Genomic DNA, 21,376 nt, shown 5'->3' with positions numbered 1-21,376 from the left:
CTTCGCGAAAGAGAGACCATGTGCCTTCCGGCCCCCCGCCTGCGCCTGCGCTCCAGTCCTGCCGATCTGATGGGGGTCGGCCTGTCGCTGACCTGTCTCGTCCACTGTCTCGCGCTGCCGCTGCTCATCCTGCTCGCGCCCGCGCTGGGCCATTGGATCGCGCTGCCCGAGAGCATGCATGCGGTCATCCTGCTGCTCGCGCTGCCCGCGGCGTCGATTGCGATGAGCAGCGGGTGGCGGCGGCATCGCCGCGCCGCGCCGGCCCTGCTCGCCCTCGTCGGGCTCGGCCTGCTGGCAGCGGGCCTTGCCGCCCATGAGGGCTGGCTGGCAATCGCCGACCGCGAGGCTGCCGACCGCTGGCTCACGTCGGCGGGCGCCCTCACGCTTGCTGCGGCGCATCTCGCGAACTGGCGGTGGCAACATCGTCATATATGACTGGCTTGCTTGTGATCACGCTCGACCAGCCCGCACCCTTCGCTCCAGAGCGGTTTACGCCTGCTCTGGATTGCCGCGTCGCCTTCGGCTCCTCGCAATGACGATCAACCTGATCGCGCCCGTCTTGCGAGCAGGCGGGACAACCGCTAGGGCGGCGGCAACCGGAAAGGAGCCAGCCCCCGATGTTCAAGCGCCTGTTCGTCGATCATCCGAAGAGCGTCGATGAAAATTACATCGAGCATTTCGGCGTCGCGTCGAAATTCGGGGTGACGATGATCTATGGCGGCCTCTGCGCGCTGGTCCATGCGGTAATTCCGGGCTGGTGCATCACCACCGGCAGCGACACGATCCAGCGGCTCAACAAGATCATGGTCGAACAGCGGCGCGCCAAGGGGCAGGCCGTGATGCAGATGAACACGATCGACTGGGTCATCTGACGCCGGTGGAGGGCGCGCCCGATTATCTCGAACGGGCGGCCCGCCCGCGGCTCGCCTATCGCCATGTCGCAGGGAGGGGGCCGACGATCGTCTTCCTGCCCGGCTATATGTCCGACATGGCGGGCGGTAAGGCAACCGCGCTATTCGATTGGGCGGCGGCGGAGGGCCATGCCTGCCTGTTGCTCGACTATGCGGGATGCGGATTGTCGGACGGGCTGTTTGCCGATCAGACGCTGCTCGACTGGCGCGGCGACGTGCTCGACCTGATCGATGCGAAGGCCGAGGGGCCGGTGCTGATCGTTGGGTCGTCGATGGGGGGCTGGCTGATGCTGCTCACCGCGCTCGCGCTGGTGCAGCGCGACGGGCCGGCGCGCGTCGCCGGGCTCGTCGGGATCGCGGCGGCGCCCGATTTCACCGACTGGGGTTTCAGCGACGCCGAGAAGGCGCTGATCCTCGCCGAAGGCGAGCTTCGCGAGGAAACCCCCTACGGCGACCAGCCCTATGTCACGACGCGCGGCTTCTGGCAGTCGGGCGAGGCGAACCGGCTGCTCGACGCGAAGATTCCCCTCGCCTGCCCGGTGCGCCTGCTCCACGGCGAAGAGGACAAGGATGTTCCGCCCGCGATCAGCCTTCGCCTCTCGACCGCGCTTGCCAGCGAGGATGTGCAGGTCACGCTCGTCAAGGGCGGTGACCATCGCCTGTCGCGCAACACCGACATCGCGCTCTTGGTCGACACGGTCGCGCGCCTCGCGGGCTGAAATGGAATTTTATTGAAAAGAACATGTTCCCCCGCGAAGGCGGGGGTCCATCTTTGGTCGGTGCCATCCTGGTCCGGCAGGAGATGGGTCCCCGCCTTCGCGGGGACACTGGGTAGCTATTTCAGAGGATCATCATGGCCCGCAGCGAGTTCAAATTCCATGTCCGAAAGCGCGTCCGCTATGCCGAGATCGACGCGCAGGCGGTGGTGTTCAACAGCCGCTACCTCGAATATTTCGACATCGGAATCACCGAATATTGGCGCGGGGTCGGCGTCTATGATCGCTGGCCGGCGCATGAGAGCCCGGAATTTCACGTCGCGCGCGCCGAGCTCAATTATCGCGCCCCGATCCTGCTCGACGAGGAAATCGACATTTGCGTGCGCTGCGAGCGCGTCGGCAACAGCTCGATGACCTACAGGTTCGAGCTTCACGGCGCCGGACAGGACGACTTGCGCGCCGACGGCCAGCTTATCTATGTCCACGTCGCCGAAGCGCAGGGCGCGCCCGCGCCTGTTCCGTCCGAATTCCTATTCCTGTTCGAAGCGTTTGAAGGTCGGGCCCTCCGCGCCTAGATAGGGGCATGACCAAATATCTTCATACGATGATCCGCGTTTCGGACCCGCAAGCCACGATCGATTTCTTCAAGCTGATCGGGCTCGAGGAAGTCCGCCGCTTCGACAGCGAGGCGGGGCGCTTCACGCTGATCTTCCTCGCACCGCCGGGACAGGAAGGCATCGCCGAGGTCGAGCTCACCTATAATTGGCCGCCTGAGGATGGCAGCCAGGCCGAGCAATATTCGGGCGGCCGCAATTTCGGCCACCTCGCCTATCGCGTCGATGACATCTATGCGACCTGCCAGCGGCTGATGGACGCCGGGGTGACGATCAACCGCCCGCCGCGCGACGGGCATATGGCCTTCGTCCGCTCACCCGACGGCATTTCGGTCGAACTGCTGCAGGACGGCCACCTGCCGCCGCAGGAACCCTGGGCGTCGATGCCGAACACGGGTAGCTGGTAAGGCGGAATCAAGGCCGGCGGCCGATCGCTCCGTCATCGGCAAGAGTCAGGCCGGAAGAAAGGAGACAATCATGGCAGCCCCGCTCGAGATCGTCCGTATCCCGGTCCTCAGCGACAATTATGTCTGGCTGGTCCACGATCCGGACAGCAAGGCGACGATGGCCGTCGATCCCGCGGTCGCCGAGCCGGTGCTTGATGCCGCGAAGGCGCGCGGCTGGGCGATCACCGATATCTGGAACACCCACTGGCACCCCGATCACACCGGCGGCAACGCGGCGATCAAGGAAGCCGCCGAGGCGTGGGGCGGTTGCACGATCACCGGCCCTGCGGCGGAGTTCGCGCGCATCCCGACGCTCGACGTTCAGGTTAAGGGCGGCGACACGGTTCGGCTCGGCGCGCACGTCGCCGAGGTGTGGGACGTGCCCGCGCATACGGCGGGCCATATCGCCTATCATTTCGCCGACGATGGCGTAATCTTCGTCGGCGATACGATGTTCGCGATGGGCTGCGGCCGGCTGTTCGAGGGCACCGCCGAGCAGATGTTCGCGAACATGGAGCGTTTCCGGGCGCTCGACGATGCGACGCGCGTCTATTGCGCGCACGAATATACGCTGTCGAACGCGCGCTTCGCGGTGACGGTCGATCCCGGCAATCAGGCCTTGTCCGAGCGGCTGGCGGCGGTCGAGGCGGCGCGCGCAGCGGGCGAGCCGACCGTGCCGACGAGCATCGGCGCCGAGCGCGCGACCAATCCCTTTCTCCGCGCCCCGACCGCAGCCGAGCTCGGACGCATCCGCGCGCTGAAGGACGCCGCCTGATGCCGCTGCTTCACCATCTGTTCATTTCGAAACGGCCAGCATCGCCGATGCGGCAAGGAGCCTGACGATGACATGGATCAAGCCGATCCGCGCTGCGGCCTTGACGAGTTTTGCGGTCCCGCTGATCGCGGGCTGCGCGCCTGGCGGCACCACCGAGCCCGGCGCCGCGGCGCTGAGTCCCAAGCAGGCCGAGCGGCTCGACAAGCAGCTCGCCGGAAAGGTCCCCGGCGAGCCGATCCGGTGCCTTCCGAGCTATCGCGCCAGCGATACGATCCGCGTGTCCGACACCATCCTTCTCTATCGATCGGGCCGCAACCTCGTCTATCGCAACGACCTCAAGGCGAGCTGCCCCGGCCTTGCGCGCGACAGCGACATCATGGTGATCCGCCAGTTCGGCTCCTCGACCTGCGAAGGCGATTTCTTTCATCTGGTCGACCGCACCAGCGGCATTCGCGGTCCGACCTGCGTCTTTGGCCCATTCGTCCCCTATCGCAAACCGGCGGGGGGCGCTGGCTGAACCGGCGGTTCAGCCGCAGGCGGGGCTCCGGTTTGCACCGAGCTCTTTCGGGTCGCATCCCCGCCTGCATTTGAAGGCCGGCATTCCGCCCGACGATCCGCATCGTGCGAAGCCCAGATGTCCGTCTGCACCTGTCTTCTCGGCGGGCGTCTGGGCTTCGCACGATGCGGATCAGCCCCGGCGTCAGGCCTTGTACAGCGCCGCGATCTTGTCTTCGTAGACCTGCCGCAGGATATGGCGGCGAATCTTCATTGACGGCGTCATCTGCTCATTCTCGATCGTGAAAGGCTCATCGGCGAAGTCGAACTTGCGGACCTTTTCGATCACCGAAAGCTGCTCGTTGACGCGGTCGACCGCCGCGCGCACCGCGGCGCGGAACTTTTCGTGCTCGCGCAGCAATTTGAGGTCCTTGGGAAGCCCCTCGGCCTCGGCCCATTCGGTCATCCACTCGGGGTCGGGGACGATGATGCCGACGAGGTGTGGGCGCTTGTCGCCATAAACCATCGCCTGCAATATTTCGGGCTGGAGCGTCAGCATCCCCTCGACCCGCTGCGGCGAGACATTATCGCCCTTGTCGTTGACGATCAGATCCTTCTTGCGGTCGGTGATGACGATGCGGCCCCTGGCGTCGATATGGCCGATGTCGCCGGTGTGCAGCCACGGCCCCTTGTCGGGCTCGGCGGGATCGGGGACCAGCACGCGTTCGGTCTCGGGCTTGTTGCGCCAATAGCCCTTCATGACGAGCTCGCCGCGGACGAGGATTTCGCCATCGTCGGCGATTCGGACCTCGGTGTTCATCAGCGGCGGGCCGACGGTGTCCATCTTGAGCCCGGCCGCAGGGCGGTTGCAGCTGATCACGGGCCCCGCTTCGGTCTGCCCATAGCCTTGCAGCAGGGTCAGGCCGATCGAGTGGAAGAATACCCCGATCTCCGGATTGAGCGGCGCGCCGCCCGAGACGAGCGCCTTCATCCGGCCGCCGAAGCGCTGCTGGATCTTGGGGCGGAACAGCTTGTTGAGGAGGAGATCGACGGGGCGGTCGAACACGCCCATGCGCCGCTCATAATCCTTCTCGCCGACGCGCAGCGCCTGGCTGAGCATCCAGTTCGCAAGCTTGCCTTGCTTCTCGACCGACTTGATCATCCGCGCGCGGATCACTTCGAACAGGCGCGGCACGACGACCATGATCGTCGGCTTCGTCTCCTCGATGTTCGAGACGAGCTTTTCGAGCCCCTCGCTGTAATAGATTTGCGCCCCGACCATGATCGGCAGGAATTGTCCGCCCGAATGTTCATAGGCGTGGCTCAAGGGCAGGAAGGACAGGAAGGTCTCATTCTCGCCGATGCCGAAATCGTTGACGAGAATCTCGGCCGCCCCGGCGCCATTGTGCAGGATCGCGCCATGATGCTGCATCACGCCGCGGGGGGCGCCGCCGGTGCCGCTGGTGTAGATGAGGCAGGCGGTGTCGTCGCGCGTCATCGCGAGGCCGCGCGCTTCGGTCTCGGCGCGATAGGCCTCGCCGCCCTCGACCAGCGGGTCCCAGTCGAGCACCTGCACATCGCCCTGCTGGCCGACGCGCATCGATTCCATCGTGATGACGAGCTTGACGTTCGAACGGAGGACCGCGGGCATCAGCGTCCGCGCGAGCTTTGCGGTCGAGACGATCACCGCGCTCGCGCCGCTGTTGTCGAGGATATGCTGATGATCGCGCTCGGTGTTGGTCGTGTAGGTCGGCACGGTGATGCAGCCCGCCGCCATGATGCCGAGGTCGGCGATGCAGAATTCGGGCCGGTTCTCGCTGACCAGCACGACGCGGTCGCCCTCTTTCAGGCCAAGTTCGCGCAGATTGTGCGCGAGCGCCGACACCTGGTTCGCAACCTGCCGCCATGACAGCGGCTGCCACGCGCGGTCGGCCTTGCGCCACAGGAAGGGGTCTTCGCCGCCGCGCCCCGCGCGGTCGAAGAACATCGCGACCAGACTCGGGAAATGGTCGAGATGGGGATTTACCAGCTTCATGCCTCTCGCTCTCCTCGGGAGGTTGGATGATATTATAGTTATGGCTTCAAACACTTCGTCATTGCGAGCGCAGCGAAGCAATCCAGAGTTGTCTTGCCCCACCCTGGATTGCCACGGGCCTCCGGCCCTCGCAATGACGAGATGGTGAGAATAATATTAGTTCTGCGCCGGGGCACCATCGACCGACGAGGTGCCGGGGCCGCGTGGGTCGGCGGCGCCCTGCCAGCCGCCGTCGGTGCGCTGCACCGCGTTGAGCTTCGAGCTGAGATCGGTCGCGGTGAAGCTGTAGCCGAAGGGTTTCATCTTCGCGGCAATCGCCTCGCCCGCGGCATTATTTTCGATCAGCACCCCCTGCTGGCCGAAGAAAAGATTGGGCAATTCCATCGCCGCTTTGGCGTCGAGCCCCCAGTCGAGCACCCCGATCAGCGTCTTGGTGACGTGCATGATGATCCGCTTGCCCCCCGCCGAGCCGAGCGCGAGCACGACCTTGCCGTCGGGGCCATAGACGATCGTCGGCGACATCGAGGACAAGGGTCTTTTGCCTGCCTGCACGCGGTTCTGCGTCGGGACGCCGTCCTTCACCGGAGCAAGGTCGAAGTCGGTGAGCTCGTTGTTGAGGAAATAGCCGTTCGCCATCAGCTGGCTGCCGAAGATGCTCTCGACCGTCGAGGTCATCGACATGACGTCGCCGTCCTTGTCGACCACGACGAAATGCGTCGTCCCCTGCTCCTTGACCGGCGGCGCCGCGGCGCGCGGCCTGGCGCCCGGCGGGGTACCGGGTTCGTAATGGCCGGCGGCGCCGAAGGGCGAGATGAGCTGGCGGCGCTCGGCGAGGTAGCTCTTGTCGAGCAGGCCCTTCACCGGCACCTCGACGAAATCGCCGTCGCCCAGATAGGCGGCACGGTCGGCGTAGGCGAGTTGCATCGCCTCGGCGAGCAGATGCCAGCTCATCGGATTGTCCTTGCCCATCGCCTTCATGTCATAGGCTTCGAGCATCCCGAGGATGCCGAACACGGTCGTCGCGCCCGACGAGGGCGGGCCCATGCCGCAAAGCTTGTAGATGCGATAGGTGGTGCAGACCGCGGGGCGCTCCTTCGCCTTGTAGGCAGCGAGATCCTTCAGCGTGAGCTGGGTCGCGTTGCGCGGCGCCTTGGCCACGGCATCGCTGATCGCCTTCGCATTGGCGCCCGCGTAGAAGGCCTCGGGACCGCGCGCCGCGATGTCGCGCAGGATCGCGGCATAGGCCGGGTTCCTGATCGTCGTGCCGACCGGCGCGGGCTTGCCATTTACATAATAGATGGCGCGCGCCGCCGGAAACTCCTTCCACAGCGGCTCGAACTGGACGAGCCAGGTGTTGAGCGCGGGGGTAACCTGATAGCCCTGCTCGGCGAGCTTGATCGCGGGCTGGAACAGGGCTTTCCATTCGAGCTTGCCCCATTTTTTGTGCGCCATTTCCATCAGGCGGACATTGCCAGGGACGCCGACCGACAGCCCGCCGGGAATGACATCCATGTAGCCGCGCGGCTTGCCGTCGGGGCCGAGGAAGCGCTCGGGCGTCGCAGCGGCGGGCGCGGTCTCGCGGCCGTCGATCGTCGCGATACTGCCGTCCTTCGCGTCGTGATAGACCATGAAGCCGCCGCCGCCGATACCGCTCGACTGCGGCTCGACGAGCGTCAGCACCGCGACCATCGCGATCGCCGCGTCGGCCGCGGTGCCGCCCTCGTGCAATATCTCCCGCCCCGCCTCGGTCGCGCGCGGATCGGCGGACGAGGTGACGCCCTGCGCGCTCGCGAGCGACGGGATAGCGATGACGAACAGGCTGACGGCGCCGAGGAGTCGTTTGATCATGGGGACGACATTGGCGTGGGGGTCGGGGTAGCGCAACCCCAACCGATCCTCCCTGTGGCGAAGCCATGGGGAGGTGTCAGCGCGAAGCGATGACGGAGGGGCTATAACGCGACGTTGCGGCCCCTCCACCATCCTTCGGATGGTCCCCCTCCCCACCGCTTCGCGGCAGGGAGGATCTATTCGCCCACCCCTACCGCATCGCTCACCCGCGCAAATCCATCACGCGCGGCAAGCTTTTCGAGGCCGTGCGCAATGCGCGCGGCAAGGCCGGGGCCTTCGTACACCATCGCCGAATAGATCTGGACCAGGCTGGCACCGGCGCGGATGCGGTCCCACGCCTGTTCGGGCGACGCGATACCGCCCGCCGCGACCAGCGGCAGCTTGCCGCCGCTCGCGGTGCGGAAATCCCGAACGCGCTGAAGCGCGAGTCCGGCGAGCGGCGCGCCCGAGAGGCCGCCAGCCTCCCCGGCATGGCGCGAAGCGAGCGCGGGACGCACGATGGTCGTGTTCGTGACGATCACGGCCGCCAGCCCCTTGTCGAACGCCACCGCCACGATGTCGTCGATGTCGGCGGGTTCGAGGTCGGGGGCGACCTTGAGGAACACGGGCTTCGGCGCACCATGGGACTGTGCCGCCGCAACGCCGTCGAGCAGCGCTTCCAGCGCCCCCTTGTCCTGCAACGCCCGCAGCCCCGGCGTGTTCGGCGACGAGATGTTCACCGTCAGATAATCGGCAAGCGGCGCCATCGCCGCCGTGCCCTTGGCATAGTCGGCGATGCGGTCGGCGCTGTCCTTGTTCGCGCCGATGTTGATGCCGAGCGGCACCGGCAGACCGTAACGGCGGAGGCACGCGATCCGCTCGGCGGCTTTCGCCTGCCCGCCGTTGTTGAAGCCCATGCGGTTGATCACCGCGCGGTCCTCGACCAGCCGGAACAGGCGCGGGCGCGGATTGCCGTCCTGCGGCAGCGGAGTCAGCGTCCCGACCTCGACGAAGCCGAAGCCGAAATGCGGCATCGCATGCGCGACACGCGCGTCCTTGTCGAAGCCTGGCGCGAGGCCGACGGGGTTCGGGAAATGCAGCCCCGCGAGTTCGGCCGCGAGGACCGGGCTGGTCAGTGCATGGCGCGCGCGCGGCAGCGGCTGGAGCGCGTTCAGGGTCAGATTATGCGCCGCCTCGCCGTCGGTCGCGTGGACGAGCGGACGGACAAACGCATAGGCGGCATCGGCGGCGGAAGCGAAGAGCGACATGCCCCGCCATTGCGCGCGCGACGGCGCTATGGCAAGCCCGCTCCAACCGGAAAACAGGGAGAAAATCGTGTCGCACCGCCGTCTTTTCGCACTCGCATCCGCCAGCCTGCCGGTGCTGGCCCTTGCAGGCTGCGCGACCGCTGCACCCGACGCCGCGGTGCCGGTCGCGATCTCCCCCGCCCCCGAACCCTCGATCGGCGCGAACCTCGCCGAATTCTTCCGGAAATATGACGAGGCGCAGCTTTCGCTCTCACCGCAGGGCAAGGCCTATCGCGGCATCCGCGACGCCGACTATGGCCGCTGGGACGACCCGAGCGACGAGGCGGCGTTCGCGCGCCACAAATTGCAGCAGGCGAGCGCCGAGGCGATGCGCGCGAGCTTCGATCCCGCGAAGCTGTCCGCCGACGACGCGCTGTCCTACGAGCTGTTCAACGCGCAGGCCGAACGCGCCGACCGCCTCTTCGCTTACCGCGATCATGGTTATCTCTTCGATCAGATGAACGGGGCGCAGAGCCAGCTTCCGGCCTTTCTGATCAATATTCACCGCGTCGCCAATGTCGCCGAAGCCGAGGCCTATGTCGAACGGATCCGCGGGCTCGGCCCGCTGCTCGATACGCTGTCGGCGCAATCGGCGGAGCGCGCCGCGAAAGGCTATGCGCCGCCCAAATGGGTCTATGCCTATGTCATCTCCGACATCCGCAATCTGCTGAAGCCAGATAATGCGGTGATTGAGGACATTGGCGCGAAGGTCGGCAAGCTCGATGCCGACCCGGCCGAAAAGGCCCGGCTGGTCGATGCCGCGAAAGCCGCCTGGGCCGAGAGCGCCGATCCCGCCTACGCGCGCCTGCTCGCCGAGATGGAGCGCCAGCAAAAGGTCGCGCCGACCGATGACGGCGTGTGGCGCATGCCGGGTGGCAGTGATTATTATGCGGCGCTGCTCGCGAATTACACCACGACCGACATGACCGCGGCGCAAATCCACGAGCTTGGCCTCTCTGAGGTCGCGCGTATCCATCACGAGATGGAAGCGATCATGAAGAAGGTCGGCTTCAAGGGCACGCTGCCCCAATTCTTCGCGCATCTGCGGACAAGCCCGCAATATTATTACACGACCCGCGAAGCCTATCTCGCCGACGTCGCGGCGAGGGTGAAGGCGATGGAGGCGCGGCTCCCCACCTTCTTCAACACCTTGCCCAAGGCGCCGCTGCAGGTGAAGGCGGTTGAGGCGTTTCGCGAGAAATCGGCGGGCAAGGCCTTTTACCAATCGCCCTCGCCCGACGGATCGCGGCCGGGCACCTATTATGTCAATCTTTATGACCTGCGCGACATGTCGAAGACCGAGCTCGAGGCGCTCGCCTATCATGAGGGCGTGCCCGGCCACCATCTTCAGCGCGCGGTGCAGACCGAACTCACCGGCCTCCCGCCCTTCCGCCGCTTCGGCGGCTTCACCGCCTATACCGAAGGCTGGGGCCTCTATTCGGAGGAACTCGCCAAGAATATGGGCTTTTACACCGACCCCTACAGCGATTTCGGCCGCCTCGGCATGGAGCTGTGGCGCGCCTGCCGCCTCGTCGTCGATACCGGCATCCACGACAAACGCTGGAGCCGCGCGCAGGCGATCCAATACCTCAAGGACAACACCCCGAATCCCGACGGCGACATCGAAAAGGCGATCGAGCGCTATATCGTCTATCCGGGGCAGGCGACCGCCTATCTGATCGGCAAGCTCAAGATCATGGAACTCAGGACGCGCGCGCAGACCGCGCTCGGGCCGAAATTCGACATCCGCGCCTTCCACGACGTCGTGCTGCAATCGGGTCCCGTGCCGCTCGACATTCTCGAGCGCCGCGTCGATGCCTGGATCGCCAAGGAACGCTGACACGGAATTGCGGCTTGACGCGCCACGGCAAATCGAAAATTATGACGAAGAGAAAAAGGCAGCAATAAAGCTGCCAAGGGTCGGTCTCGTCATGGAAGAATCTTCTTCGCCATCGGGCGCGGACGGCGACGCGCCGTTCGAGCTCCAATATTTCCCGCCGGACCCCGATCTGGCGGAGATGGTATCGAGCTTCTATTTCGTCCGCATCGACATGCCGCTGTTCGACGAGGCCGAGCGCGCCGACCGACCGCAATTCCGCATCATGAGCACGGCCGAGGGCGAATATGTCTTCCCCGACGGCCATCGTTTTCCGGCGGGGCGCGCGACGATCATCGGCCCGACGAGCGGCAGCGTCCGCGCGATCGGCAAGGGGCCCCTGCGCATCTATGGCTTCGGAATGATGCCCGCGGGCTGGGCGACGCTGATGGGCGAACATGCCGACAAGCTGACCGACCGCGCCATCGACGCCGCGGACCTGTTCGGCGGCTGGATCGACGAGGTGATCGACGCGCTGATCGGCGCCGCGGATACGGCCGAGCGGCTGGTGATCGCCAATAATTTCGTTCGCGAAGTCCTGAAGAAAAACGAGCCCGCGCCGGTCTGGTTCACACGCACCGTCGATCGCTGGCTGACCGATTCGGTGTCGCCGCATGTTCCCGACCTCGTCGCGGCGACGGGCATGTCGATCCGCTCGGTCGAACGGATGACCAAACATTATTACGGCCTGTCGCCGCGCATGCTGGCGCGCAAATATCGTGCGGTGCGTGCCGCTTCAGCGCTGGCACGCGGCGAACGCCTCGACGAGGCGCAACTCGGCGACGCCTTTTACGACCAGTCGCACCTGATTCGCGAAATCAAGCGTTTCGCGGGCGCCACCCCGGGCCAGCTCGCCCGACCGACCCTCTATACCGAGGCGACGACGCGGGGCCGTAAACAGATGACGGGGAAGGTCAGTCCGCTCGTTTCGGATACCTGACACGAGCTTCCTCCGGCGGTGGGCCGAAAGAAAATAGCGTCGAATGTCGTTTTGGCGTTTTCATCCAATCGCGAATCGCCGCTCGGGCATAATCCGGCCTTGCGACCCAGAAGAGCTCTTCCTCTGACGAGGACCGAGACCTTCATCTTGGCACCCGTTTGGCCCCGGCCATGCGGGTGCCATTTTTCTTTGGGCCGGCCAAATCGCGCTTGCTTGCGCCGCACGGACGCTTTGCCTATATAAGTGGAGTAATTTGCTCCAGTTAAGAATCGTTCGCAATTGCGGGCGGAAGAAGATCATGCGTCTGTCGAACCTTGCCGATTATGCCGTGGTGCTGATGAGCGCCGCCGCCCGCCAGTGCGGGTCGGTCCCGATTCACGCCGGCCTGCTCGCCAAGCAGACGGGCATTCCGGGACCGACGGCGCAGAAGCTGGTCAGCGGGCTTGCGCGCGCCGGTCTGCTCGTCGCCTCGCGCGGCAGCGGCGGCGGAGTGCGGCTTGCGCGGCCCGCGGCGGCGATCAGCGTCGCGGATATCATCGAAGCAGTCGAAGGCCCGATCGCCCTCACCTCCTGCGTGTCCGAGGGCCGCCACGACTGCTCGCTCGAGGGCAGCTGCAAGGTGCAGCCGCACTGGGGCGTCGTGAACGGTGCGGTGCGCAGCGCGCTCGCGGACATCAGCCTCGCAAGCCTTGCCGCTGCGCCCAAACCCGTATTCACCCGGCCTGCCCCGGCATTGGCCGGCGACGAGATCAGATTATGACCGACAATACCCAAGCCCCCGTCAAGGATCAGGCCGCGCACGACGCCGCCGCGAAAGTCGCCGATTATGAGCATGGCTGGTCCTCCGCCATCGAGACCGACTTCGCACCCAAGGGGCTCACCGAGGATACGGTCCGCTTCATCTCCGCCAAGAAGAACGAGCCCGAATGGATGCTCGACTGGCGGCTGAAGGCGTTCCGCCACTGGCAGACGATGGAGACGCCCGACTGGGCGAAGCTCAACGTGCCGCCGATCGACTATCAGGACGCCTATTATTACGCGGCGCCCAAGGCGAAGCCCAAGCTGTCGTCGCTCGACGAGGTCGACCCCGAAATCCTCGAAGTCTACAAGAAGCTCGGCATCCCGATCGAGGAACAGAAAGTGCTGGCGGGGGTCGAGGGCGCGCGCAAGGTTGCGGTCGATGCGGTGTTCGATTCAGTTTCGGTGGCAACGACCTTCCGCGAGGAATTGAAACGCGCGGGCGTGATCTTCCTTTCGATCAGCGAGGCGGTCCGCGAGTATCCCGAGCTGGTGAAGAAATGGCTCGGCAAGGTCGTGCCGATGCATGACAATTATTTCGCGACGCTCAATTGCGCGGTCTTTTCGGATGGCACCTTCGTCTATGTGCCCGAGGGGGTGCGCTGCCCGATGGAGCTCAGCACCTATTTCCGCATCAATGCCGAAAACACGGGGCAGTTCGAGCGCACCCTGATCGTCGCCGACAAGGGCGCTTACGTCTCCTATCTCGAAGGCTGCACCGCGCCGATGCGCGACGAGAACCAGCTCCACGCCGCGGTGGTCGAACTGGTCGCGCTCGACGATGCCGAGATCAAATATTCGACGGTACAAAACTGGTATCCCGGCAATGCCGAGGGCCAGGGCGGCATCTATAATTTCGTGACCAAGCGCGCCCTCTGTCAGGGCAAGCGCAGCAAGGTGTCGTGGACGCAGGTCGAAACCGGCAGCGCGATCACCTGGAAATATCCAAGCTGTGTGCTCAACGGCGATGACAGCGTCGGCGAATTCTATTCGGTCGCGGTCACCAACAATTACCAGCAGGCCGACACCGGCACCAAGATGATCCACAATGGCAAGCGCACCCGCTCGACCATCGTCAGCAAGGGGATCAGCGCGGGCAAGTCGAGCGGCACCTATCGCGGGCTGGTGCGCGTCGCGCCGAACGCCGAGGGGGTGCGCAACTTCACCCAGTGCGATTCCTTGCTTTTGGGCGACCAGTGCGGCGCGCATACGGTGCCGTACATCGAAGTTCGCAACCCGACCGCGACCGTCGAGCATGAAGCGACGACGAGCAAGATCAGCGACGACCAGCTCTTCTACGCGATGCAGCGCGGGCTTTCGCAGGAAGAGGCGGTGGCGCTGATCGTCAACGGCTTCGCCAAGGAAGTGCTGCAGCAGCTGCCGATGGAGTTCGCGGTCGAAGCCCAGAAGCTGCTCGGCATCAGCCTCGAAGGCAGCGTCGGATGAGCCTCCTTAAATTCGCTTCCAGTCCGCAATCGGGGACATTTTCGGCCGCCTCTTTGCCTTATCGTCACGGTGAGTCGGATTCGGTCGGGAGGCGCGGGCATGGCACGGGGTTTGGAATTCAACTGGTCGGACGCCGATCTGGTGGTGCATCCCGTTCAGGCGATCACCGCCTATCCGACGCAGCACGGCGTCGCCATCCGCCAGCAAAAGCAATCGGACCGCGATCGCGACGAGGTGGTCACCGTCCCGCACCATTCGATCAACCTCTTGATCCGGCGTTTGCAGCAGCTGCAGAACACCAGCGTGATCAACGTGGACGAAATGGGCAATTCGGAACTGGTGGAAATCTTCGCCGCCGAATAGCCGGCGGCCCGCCACCCGTCCTTCGCGGGCTTTCCCAACATTCTGTCGCGCCGCTATTTGCGGGCGCTCCTCTTTGGCTGCGAAGCGCAGCCCAATCCTTCCTGAAAGTCTGACATGCTCCAGATCGAAAACCTCCACGCCGCCGTTGCCGACAAGCCGATCCTCAAGGGGTTGTCGCTCAGCATCAATGCGGGCGAGATCCATGCGATCATGGGGCCGAACGGCGCGGGCAAGTCGACGCTCTCCTATGTGCTCGGCGGGCGGCCCGGTTATGAAGTTACCGAGGGGTCGGTGACGTTCGATGGGCAGGATCTCCTCGCCATGGACCCGCACGAACGCGCCGCCGCCGGCCTGTTCCTCGGCTTTCAATATCCGGTCGAAATTCCCGGCGTGTCGAACGTCCAGTTCCTGCGCGAGGCGCTCAACGCCCAGCGCAAGGCGCGCGGGGAAGAACCGCTGTCGGGCGGCGACTTCCTGAAGCTGGCGCGCGAAAAGGCCGGGCTGCTCAAGCTCGACATGGACATGCTCAAGCGCCCGGTGAACGTCGGCTTTTCGGGCGGCGAGAAGAAGCGCAACGAGATGGTGCAGATGGGCATCCTCGACCCGAAGCTCGCGATCCTCGACGAGACGGACTCGGGCCTCGACATCGACGCGCTGCGCATCGTCGGCGACGGGATCAACGCAATCATGCGGCGCCCCGACAAGGCGGTGCTGCTGATCACCCACTATCAGCGCCTGCTCGACTATGTGCAGCCCGATTACGTCCATGTCCTCGCCGGCGGCCGCATCGTCAAGTCGGGCGGGCCCGAACTGGCGCTCGAACTCGAACGTCAAGGCTATGCGGAGATTGCGGCGTGACACGTTTTCGCGCCAAAGGCGCAATCTCTTCTATTCTCCGCGTTTCCGCGTCTCCGCGTGAATCCTATATTCTGTTCACGCGGAGACGCGGAGACGCGGAGGGGAGCAGGCCGTGATGGCAGTACCAATCCCCACGCGCCGCGATGAGGCCTGGCGTTACAGCGACATGGAGGCGCTGGCGCACCTCTGGCCGCTGCCCGCGCCCGAGAGCATCGTCGTGCCCGCGGGCGGCGACTTCCGCCGCGCGATCGTGCAGGATGCAGGCGCGATCCGGCAGATCGAGCTCACCCTTGGCAAGGGTGCGGTTGCCAAGCTGCATGTGCTCAACATCGGCGGCGCTTATGGGCGGATCGAACTGAACGTCACCCTGCACGAAGGCGCCGATTTCGCCCTCGGCGCGGCGCAGATCGGCGGGGGCGAGCAGACCCTTGAGATCATCACCACCGTCACCCACGCCGAACCCGGTGCGACGTCGCGGCAGATGGTGCGCTCGGTGCTCGGCGGCACCGCGACGGGCACCTATCTCGGCAAGGTCGCGGTTGCGCGCGATGCGCAGCAGACCGACAGCGAGCAGGATGTGAAGGCGATGCTGCTCGAAAGGGGCGCGACCGCGAACGCCAAGCCCGAACTCGAAATCTTCGCCGACGACGTCAAATGCGCGCACGGCTGCGCGATCGGCGAGCTCGATGCGATGAGCCTTTACTATCTCCAGTCGCGCGGGCTCCCGCCCGCCGAGGCAAAAAAGATTTTGCTGCAGGCTTTCGTCGCGGGCGTGTTCGACGGCGCCGAGGATGAGGAAAAGCTGCAGGCGCTCGCGCTGGCGAAGCTGGGAGAGTTGGTGTGAGCGTCGCGACAGCCACGGACACGCCCTCCCCTAACCCCACCCGCACGCGGGATGGGGACATCAGGGCCGACTTTCCCGGCCTGACCGCCGGCTGGCACTATCTCGATACCGCGGCGACAGCGCAGAAGCCGCAGGCGGTTCTCGATGCCTGCACCCTCGCGATGGGCCGTGACTATGCGACCGTGCATCGCGGCGTCTATGCCCGCTCGGCGGACATGACGCTCGCCTATGAGGCGGCGCGGCGGCGGATCGCGGCGTTCATCGGCGCCAAGGACGATCAGGTCGTCTTCGTGCGCGGCGCGACCGAGGCGATCAATCTCGTCGCTTACTCGCATCCGAAGAAGGGCCGCGTGCTGCTGTCGGTGCTCGAACATCACAGCAATATCGTACCGTGGCAGTTGGCAGGTTGGGAAATCGACGTCTGCCCGCTGACCGGGGACGGGCGCATCGACCTCGATGCCGCCGAGAAAATCCTGACCCCCGAACATAATATGGTCGCCTTCGCGCATGTCTCGAACGTGCTCGGCAGCCCGCTCGACGTCGTGCGCGCCGCCGAACTCGCCCACCGCGTCGGCGCCGAATTGCTGATCGACGGCTGCCAGGCCGTGCCGCGGCTGCCCGTCGATGTCGCGGCGCTCGGCTGCGATTATTATGCCTTTTCGGGCCACAAGCTTTACGGGCCGACCGGCATCGGGGTGTTGTGGAGCGACAAATTGGACGCGCTGCCGCCGTGGCAGGGCGGCGGGTCGATGATCGACCGCGTAACCTTCGCGAAGACGACCTACGCCCCCGCCCCGACGCGCTTCGAGGCGGGCACCCCGGCGATCGTCGAGGCGCTGGGGCTCGCGGCGGCGGTCGACTATGTCTCCGCCATAGGCATCGACGCTATCCACGCGCATGAATGTGCGCTGGTCGGAGCCTTGCGCGAGCAACTCGCACGCAAGAACAGCATCACGCTTTTCGGTCCCGAAAACAGCGCCGGAATCGTCAGTTTCGCGATGGCGGGGGTTCATCCGCACGACATCGGCACTATCTTGGACGAAAGCGGGGTCGCGATCCGTGCCGGGCATCATTGCGCGCAGCCGCTGATGGAACATCTCGGCGTTCCGGCGACCGCGCGCGCGAGTTTTGGATTGTACAGCAACGACGACGATGTGACGGCGCTGATCGACGGCCTCGCCCGCGTCGAGAGGATTTTCGGATGAACGAAGAGCGGACGATCAGGGTCGAGGAAGTGGAACGCGTCGAGGCTCCGCCGAAGGCGCGCGTCGAAGATGTCGAGACCACACCGGAAACGATGGGCGAGAAGCTCGAGCGCAAGCGCGACTATCTGGAAGGCTTCCTCGCCGCGAAACCCGCGGCCGCCGATCCCGGCGCGGTCGGCGGCGACCTGTACGAAGCAGTGATCAACGCGCTGAAAGACATTTACGACCCCGAGATTCCGGTGAACATCTATGACCTCGGCCTGATCTACAATGTCGAGATCGACGAGGGGCATGTGATGGTCACGATGACGCTGACCACGCCGCACTGCCCGGTCGCCGAATCGATGCCGGGCGAGGTCGAACTGCGCGTCGGCGCGGTGCCGGGCGTCGGCGATGCCGAGGTCAATCTCGTCTGGGACCCGCCTTGGTCGCCCGCCAATATGAGCGACGAAGCGCGCCTCGAACTGGGGATGTTGTAATGACCGAGACCAAGATCCGCGCCCGCCCCGCCGCCGTCACGCTGACGCCGAACGCCGAGGAACGCATCGCGAAGCTGATGGCCTCGGCGCCCGAAGGCGCGATCGGCGTCAAGCTGTCGACCCCGCGCCGCGGCTGTTCGGGGCTCGCCTACTCGGTCGATTATGTGACCGAAGAGGCGAAGTTCGACGAGAAGATCGAGACACCGGGCGGCGTCTTCTACATCGACGGGGCATCGGTTCTGTACCTCATCGGCAGCACGATGGACTGGGTCGAGGACGATTTCGCCGCGGGCTTCGTGTTCGAGAACCCGAACGCCAAGGGCGCGTGCGGCTGCGGCGAGAGCTTCACTGTCTAAGCCCCTCTCGTTGCCGCATTTTCCAAGTCATCAGGCGATCGCCTGACCTGCAAATGCTCAGTCACAGACCGTCCAGCCCCCCGTTCGTATCGCCATGTCGAGGTGGAAATGATTGGCGTGCGCGGCGTTGTGATCGGGTGACAGCACGGTCGAGAACAGGCCGCACGATCTGTCGCGGACGGCGTGCAGAAATTCGCTGCGCTTGTCGCCCGGCGTCCAGTCGTTGATCAGCGTGATCCGCGTCCCGTCGGCCAGAATGAAAGCCGAGATGTCGATCGCATTGGCGGTCGAATGCTCGCTCTGCGTCTGCTTTCCCGCGATCTTGCGGCAATTGTAGCTGCCGAGATTTTCGAGCTCGATGACATTCTGTCCGAAATATTTCCGCGCCGCGGGCTGCACGACATCGTGGGTCCAGAGCGCCATCGCCGCGGTCACCGCGCAACCCGGCGCGGCATAGAAGGGGCGCATCGTCGGCACGAGGCCGTTGCCGGTCAGGACCATGCGCTGGCTCGCGCGGCACTGGCCGGTCCCGACGACCGGCCGCCGCTCATAGCCCGCCCTCGCGCGGTCGAAGGCGGCAAAGCAGGCGGCATCGTCGCGCACGAAATTCATCAGCTTGCGGTGCGTCGCCCAGCCCTGCGGATGGCTGAACTCGAACCGCGCGCCGGGGAAATGTTCGGGATGCTCGCGCACCCAGGTCATCAGCCATATTGCAGCGATAGTCGCCACGACCGCGACGGCGAACCATGTAAGATAAGGGCGAGGATTCGTCACTCGCCCCAAATGGGCGACGAGGAGCGGCGGCACAATGCCCCTTCCCCCATCAAGGGGGAGGTGATTCTGATCAGAGCGGCTCGAACGTCACCGTCAGCCCGTCCTTCGGGCGCGGGATCGGGAGCATCTGCCATTCGGGAGCGTAGCCCTCGCGCACCGTGATGCGGTGCGTGGTGACGACATGATGGAAGAAGATCTTCGCCTGCATGTATGCGAAGTGGAGTCCGAGGCACATATGTGCGCCGCCGCCGAAGGGCACCCAGGCATATTTGTGCCGCTCGCGCGTCGGCTCGGGGGCGAAGCGCATCGGGTCGAACTTGGCGGGCTCGGGCCAATGCTCCTCCATCATATGGGTGAAGGCGGGGCTGACCCCGACGCTGGTCCCCGCGGGGATGCGATAGCCGCCGAACTCGAAATCCTTGAGCGCTCGGCGCGGAAAGGTCGGCACCGGCGGCACGAGACGCAGCGACTCCTTGAACGCCCATTCGGTCAGTTCGAGCTCGCCGAGGCCGTTGTGCCCGACGCCCTCGCCCGCCGGTGCAACGGCCAGCATCTCCTCGCGCAGCTTGTCCTGCCATTCAGGATGCTTCGCGAGCTGCCAGACCATCGTCGTGATCGAGCTGGTGATGGTATCGTGCGCGGCCATCATCAGGAAGTTCATATGATCGACGATCGCGCCGGTGCCGAGATATTCGCCGTCGTCGTCCTTCGCGCGGCAGATCTGGCTGAAAATATCCTCGCCCGCGCCCTCGCGCCGCTCGGGCACCATCCTGCCGAAATAATCGACGAGCCAGGCCCGCCCCTTCGCGCCGCGGCCCATCGCGGTGAAGGGCAGCGGGCGGCGCACGACGCCGATCGACGCCTGCACCATGTCGACGAAGGCCTTGTTGACCTTGTCGGCTTCGGGTCCCCACGGAATGCCGAGGAAGCTCGTCGCCGCCAGATCGAGCGTCAGCTCCTTGATCGCGGGATAGAATTGGAGGCTCTTGCCGCTCCAGGCCCGAACGCGATCGCGAATCCCTTCGTTCAGCGAGTCGGCATAGTGCCGCATCGGCTCGGGCTTGAACGCGACCGACAATATCTTGCGGTCGGCGCGGTGCCGCTCGAAGTCCATCAGCATCAGCCCGCGCGGAAAAAGCAGGTTAAGCACCGGTCCCCAGCCCTGTTCGGACGAGAAGATTTTCTCGCGGTCGAACATGATCAGCTCGTTCGCCTCCGGGCCGTGCAGCGCAACGCTGCGCCCGCCAAAGCTGTTGTTGCGATAAACGCGGCCATATTTCGCGACCATGCGCCGCGTGAAGGCGGGATAGTCGCGCAGCTGCTCGAGCGTGTTGCCGATCACCGGCAGGCCGTCTTCGCCCGGAATATGGTCGAGCCCCGCATCGGGATTGCGCGGCAGCCAATGCGCCGTATCGGGGCCGAAGCGGGCTTCCGACCAGTTGAGTTTCGCAGGGGCGTTCATGCGCGAGGTCTCATCCTTCGTTGCCAATATCTTCTGGCTATCGAACTACTGACACCAATGCAAGTAACGCTTGCCGCGGCCCGCGGCTCCATTCACCGCAAATTCAACTCGGCTCGTGCAATCTCATGGCAAGATGACGGGTCGCGTCCGTTTGATCCGTTGAAGGATAAAGCCATGCCCAAGGCCTTTGGAAAATCTCTCCCCATCGCGCTCGCCGCGCTCGCGACGACGACGCTCGGCGGCTGCTATTATGGCGATGTCTATGGCAGCAGCTATGCCGGCGGCGACTGCGCGACGCGCTATGGCGCCGATTATTACGACGGCGATGGCTATGCCTATGACGACGGCTATGGCTACGACTGCTACGACAGCGCCGACTATAGCGGCGGCTTCGCGCAGATCGGCTTCGGCGGCGGCTGGTACGACAATTATTACTATCCCGGCTATGGCATGTGGCTCTTCGACAGCTACCACAACCGCTATCCGCTGCGTGGCCAGTATCTGAACTATTGGGGCGGACGCCGTGCCTGGTGGAAGCATCATGGCGGCGATCACGGCAACTGGAACCGTCCCGGCCACGGCAAACCCGATGGCAACGGCAAGCCGGACCGCCCCGGCGGCTGGCAGGGTCGCCCCGACCATGGCGACGGACAGCATGGTACGCGGCCCGGTCGCTGGCGCGATCGCATCAATCCCGGTACGCCGCCGACGACGAGCAACCCTGTGCGCCCCGATCGCCCCGGTGCGGGCCGCCCGTGGCGCGACCGCCCCACGCCGGGAGCCGGCACCGTCAATCCCGCGCCCGAGCGGCCGCAGAGCGTTCAGCGCCCGCCGCGCAACTGGTCGCCG

Annotated in this window: 23 protein-coding genes; 18 read left to right on the top strand and 5 right to left on the bottom strand. The window is 65.3% G+C overall.

Annotated features, from left to right (window positions below; all coding sequences use genetic code 11):
• Positions 1-18: 18 nt before the first annotated feature.
• From ACE3SL_RS14930 to ACE3SL_RS14900, 7 genes are all read left to right on the top strand, one after another.
• Complete coding sequence (locus ACE3SL_RS14930) at positions 19-435, top strand: MerC domain-containing protein (protein WP_374526511.1); 417 nt, start codon at positions 19-21, stop codon at positions 433-435.
• 182 nt (positions 436-617) lie between these two features.
• Complete coding sequence (locus tag ACE3SL_RS14925) at positions 618-872, top strand: DUF6356 family protein (protein WP_374526510.1); 255 nt, start codon at positions 618-620, stop codon at positions 870-872.
• A complete protein-coding gene (locus ACE3SL_RS14920; RefSeq protein ID WP_374526523.1) occupies positions 869-1,630 on the top strand; it encodes an alpha/beta fold hydrolase in 762 nt (253 codons plus the stop codon). The genes ACE3SL_RS14925 and ACE3SL_RS14920 overlap by 4 nt, the downstream gene beginning before the upstream one ends.
• 134 nt (positions 1,631-1,764) lie before the next feature.
• Positions 1,765-2,202: an acyl-CoA thioesterase gene (locus tag ACE3SL_RS14915; protein ID WP_374526509.1), complete on the top strand. Its 438-nt coding sequence runs from the start codon at positions 1,765-1,767 to the stop codon at positions 2,200-2,202.
• A gap of 8 nt (positions 2,203-2,210) precedes the next feature.
• Complete coding sequence (locus ACE3SL_RS14910) at positions 2,211-2,648, top strand: VOC family protein (protein ID WP_374526508.1); 438 nt, start codon at positions 2,211-2,213, stop codon at positions 2,646-2,648.
• 70 nt (positions 2,649-2,718) lie between these two features.
• The gene (gene gloB, locus ACE3SL_RS14905; RefSeq protein WP_374526507.1) at positions 2,719-3,462 is read left to right on the top strand and encodes a hydroxyacylglutathione hydrolase; all 744 of its coding nucleotides are present in this window, start codon (positions 2,719-2,721) and stop codon (positions 3,460-3,462) included.
• 67 nt (positions 3,463-3,529) lie between these two features.
• Entirely contained in the window at positions 3,530-3,979 is a 450-nt protein-coding gene (locus ACE3SL_RS14900) for a hypothetical protein (protein ID WP_374526506.1), read from the top strand.
• 183 nt (positions 3,980-4,162) lie between these two features.
• On the opposite strand, the gene ACE3SL_RS14895 is transcribed toward ACE3SL_RS14900, so the two are convergent.
• The 3 genes from ACE3SL_RS14895 to ACE3SL_RS14885 form a co-directional block, all read right to left on the bottom strand.
• Positions 4,163-5,992: a long-chain fatty acid--CoA ligase gene (locus ACE3SL_RS14895; protein WP_374526505.1), complete on the bottom strand. Its 1,830-nt coding sequence runs from the start codon at positions 5,990-5,992 to the stop codon at positions 4,163-4,165.
• A 156-nt stretch (positions 5,993-6,148) separates the two neighbouring features.
• Entirely contained in the window at positions 6,149-7,840 is a 1,692-nt protein-coding gene (gene ggt, locus ACE3SL_RS14890) for a gamma-glutamyltransferase (RefSeq protein ID WP_374526504.1), read from the bottom strand.
• A gap of 176 nt (positions 7,841-8,016) precedes the next feature.
• The gene (locus ACE3SL_RS14885) at positions 8,017-9,087 is read right to left on the bottom strand and encodes a quinone-dependent dihydroorotate dehydrogenase (RefSeq protein WP_374526503.1); all 1,071 of its coding nucleotides are present in this window, start codon (positions 9,085-9,087) and stop codon (positions 8,017-8,019) included.
• A gap of 67 nt (positions 9,088-9,154) precedes the next feature.
• Between ACE3SL_RS14885 and ACE3SL_RS14880 the strand changes: the two genes are divergently transcribed.
• From ACE3SL_RS14880 to ACE3SL_RS14835, 10 genes are all read left to right on the top strand, one after another.
• Positions 9,155-10,966, top strand: coding sequence for a DUF885 family protein (locus ACE3SL_RS14880; protein ID WP_374526502.1), 1,812 nt, complete (start codon positions 9,155-9,157; stop codon positions 10,964-10,966).
• Positions 10,967-11,057: 91 nt separating this feature from the next.
• Complete coding sequence (locus tag ACE3SL_RS14875; RefSeq protein WP_374526501.1) at positions 11,058-11,942, top strand: helix-turn-helix domain-containing protein; 885 nt, start codon at positions 11,058-11,060, stop codon at positions 11,940-11,942.
• A 298-nt stretch (positions 11,943-12,240) separates the two neighbouring features.
• Entirely contained in the window at positions 12,241-12,702 is a 462-nt protein-coding gene (locus tag ACE3SL_RS14870; RefSeq protein WP_374526500.1) for an SUF system Fe-S cluster assembly regulator, read from the top strand.
• Entirely contained in the window at positions 12,699-14,186 is a 1,488-nt protein-coding gene (gene sufB / locus ACE3SL_RS14865) for a Fe-S cluster assembly protein SufB (protein ID WP_374526499.1), read from the top strand. Before ACE3SL_RS14870 ends, sufB begins: the two co-directional genes overlap by 4 nt.
• 99 nt (positions 14,187-14,285) lie before the next feature.
• The gene (locus tag ACE3SL_RS14860; RefSeq protein WP_374526498.1) at positions 14,286-14,549 is read left to right on the top strand and encodes a hypothetical protein; all 264 of its coding nucleotides are present in this window, start codon (positions 14,286-14,288) and stop codon (positions 14,547-14,549) included.
• 114 nt (positions 14,550-14,663) lie between these two features.
• The gene (gene sufC / locus ACE3SL_RS14855) at positions 14,664-15,407 is read left to right on the top strand and encodes a Fe-S cluster assembly ATPase SufC (RefSeq protein ID WP_374526497.1); all 744 of its coding nucleotides are present in this window, start codon (positions 14,664-14,666) and stop codon (positions 15,405-15,407) included.
• Between the two features lie 115 nt (positions 15,408-15,522).
• Entirely contained in the window at positions 15,523-16,251 is a 729-nt protein-coding gene (locus ACE3SL_RS14850) for a SufD family Fe-S cluster assembly protein (protein WP_374526496.1), read from the top strand.
• A 59-nt stretch (positions 16,252-16,310) separates the two neighbouring features.
• The gene (locus ACE3SL_RS14845) at positions 16,311-17,456 is read left to right on the top strand and encodes an aminotransferase class V-fold PLP-dependent enzyme (protein ID WP_374526522.1); all 1,146 of its coding nucleotides are present in this window, start codon (positions 16,311-16,313) and stop codon (positions 17,454-17,456) included.
• On the top strand, positions 17,453-17,935 hold the full coding sequence (locus ACE3SL_RS14840; RefSeq protein WP_374526495.1) for an SUF system Fe-S cluster assembly protein: 483 nt from the start codon (positions 17,453-17,455) through the stop codon (positions 17,933-17,935). Before ACE3SL_RS14845 ends, ACE3SL_RS14840 begins: the two co-directional genes overlap by 4 nt.
• Positions 17,935-18,291: a HesB/IscA family protein gene (locus tag ACE3SL_RS14835; protein ID WP_374526494.1), complete on the top strand. Its 357-nt coding sequence runs from the start codon at positions 17,935-17,937 to the stop codon at positions 18,289-18,291. Before ACE3SL_RS14840 ends, ACE3SL_RS14835 begins: the two co-directional genes overlap by 1 nt.
• A gap of 57 nt (positions 18,292-18,348) precedes the next feature.
• Here the strand turns inward: ACE3SL_RS14835 and ACE3SL_RS14830 are convergent, their stop codons facing one another.
• Positions 18,349-18,993 carry an extensin family protein gene (locus tag ACE3SL_RS14830; RefSeq protein WP_374526493.1) on the bottom strand — a complete coding sequence of 215 codons (645 nt, stop codon included), beginning with the start codon at positions 18,991-18,993 and terminating at the stop codon, positions 18,349-18,351.
• Positions 18,994-19,135: 142 nt separating this feature from the next.
• On the bottom strand, positions 19,136-20,527 hold the full coding sequence (locus ACE3SL_RS14825) for a cytochrome P450 (RefSeq protein ID WP_374526521.1): 1,392 nt from the start codon (positions 20,525-20,527) through the stop codon (positions 19,136-19,138).
• 174 nt (positions 20,528-20,701) lie between these two features.
• Here ACE3SL_RS14825 and ACE3SL_RS14820 point away from each other — a divergent pair.
• Positions 20,702-21,376: hypothetical protein (locus ACE3SL_RS14820; protein ID WP_374526492.1), on the top strand; the 675-nt coding region annotated here is incomplete at its 3' end.

Source organism: Sphingopyxis sp., from assembly GCF_041916015.1.
In the GTDB taxonomy this organism is placed as follows: Bacteria; Pseudomonadota; Alphaproteobacteria; order Sphingomonadales; family Sphingomonadaceae; genus Sphingopyxis.
The sequence above is the reverse complement of the archived record's forward strand: the minus strand, read 5'-3'. Positions and strand labels throughout refer to the sequence as shown.

Excerpts from the sequence above, each read along its gene's own strand:
- ACE3SL_RS14910 (WP_374526508.1), top strand. The coding sequence starts at position 2,211 with ATGACCAAATATCTTCATACGATGATCCGCGTTTCGGACCCGCAAGCC.
- ACE3SL_RS14860 (WP_374526498.1), top strand. The coding sequence starts at position 14,286 with ATGGCACGGGGTTTGGAATTCAACTGGTCGGACGCCGATCTGGTGGTG.
- sufC (WP_374526497.1), top strand. The coding sequence starts at position 14,664 with ATGCTCCAGATCGAAAACCTCCACGCCGCCGTTGCCGACAAGCCGATC.
- ACE3SL_RS14900 (WP_374526506.1), top strand. The coding sequence starts at position 3,530 with ATGACATGGATCAAGCCGATCCGCGCTGCGGCCTTGACGAGTTTTGCG.
- ACE3SL_RS14925 (WP_374526510.1), top strand. The coding sequence starts at position 618 with ATGTTCAAGCGCCTGTTCGTCGATCATCCGAAGAGCGTCGATGAAAAT.
- ACE3SL_RS14870 (WP_374526500.1), top strand. The coding sequence starts at position 12,241 with ATGCGTCTGTCGAACCTTGCCGATTATGCCGTGGTGCTGATGAGCGCC.
- ACE3SL_RS14875 (WP_374526501.1), top strand. The coding sequence starts at position 11,058 with ATGGAAGAATCTTCTTCGCCATCGGGCGCGGACGGCGACGCGCCGTTC.
- gloB (WP_374526507.1), top strand. The coding sequence starts at position 2,719 with ATGGCAGCCCCGCTCGAGATCGTCCGTATCCCGGTCCTCAGCGACAAT.
- ACE3SL_RS14840 (WP_374526495.1), top strand. The coding sequence starts at position 17,453 with ATGAACGAAGAGCGGACGATCAGGGTCGAGGAAGTGGAACGCGTCGAG.
- ACE3SL_RS14895 (WP_374526505.1), bottom strand. The coding sequence starts at position 5,992 with ATGAAGCTGGTAAATCCCCATCTCGACCATTTCCCGAGTCTGGTCGCG.
- ACE3SL_RS14885 (WP_374526503.1), bottom strand. The coding sequence starts at position 9,087 with ATGTCGCTCTTCGCTTCCGCCGCCGATGCCGCCTATGCGTTTGTCCGT.
- ACE3SL_RS14915 (WP_374526509.1), top strand. The coding sequence starts at position 1,765 with ATGGCCCGCAGCGAGTTCAAATTCCATGTCCGAAAGCGCGTCCGCTAT.
- ggt (WP_374526504.1), bottom strand. The coding sequence starts at position 7,840 with ATGATCAAACGACTCCTCGGCGCCGTCAGCCTGTTCGTCATCGCTATC.
- ACE3SL_RS14830 (WP_374526493.1), bottom strand. The coding sequence starts at position 18,993 with ATGACCTGGGTGCGCGAGCATCCCGAACATTTCCCCGGCGCGCGGTTC.
- sufB (WP_374526499.1), top strand. The coding sequence starts at position 12,699 with ATGACCGACAATACCCAAGCCCCCGTCAAGGATCAGGCCGCGCACGAC.
- ACE3SL_RS14850 (WP_374526496.1), top strand. The coding sequence starts at position 15,523 with ATGGCAGTACCAATCCCCACGCGCCGCGATGAGGCCTGGCGTTACAGC.
- ACE3SL_RS14825 (WP_374526521.1), bottom strand. The coding sequence starts at position 20,527 with ATGAACGCCCCTGCGAAACTCAACTGGTCGGAAGCCCGCTTCGGCCCC.
- ACE3SL_RS14835 (WP_374526494.1), top strand. The coding sequence starts at position 17,935 with ATGACCGAGACCAAGATCCGCGCCCGCCCCGCCGCCGTCACGCTGACG.
- ACE3SL_RS14930 (WP_374526511.1), top strand. The coding sequence starts at position 19 with ATGTGCCTTCCGGCCCCCCGCCTGCGCCTGCGCTCCAGTCCTGCCGAT.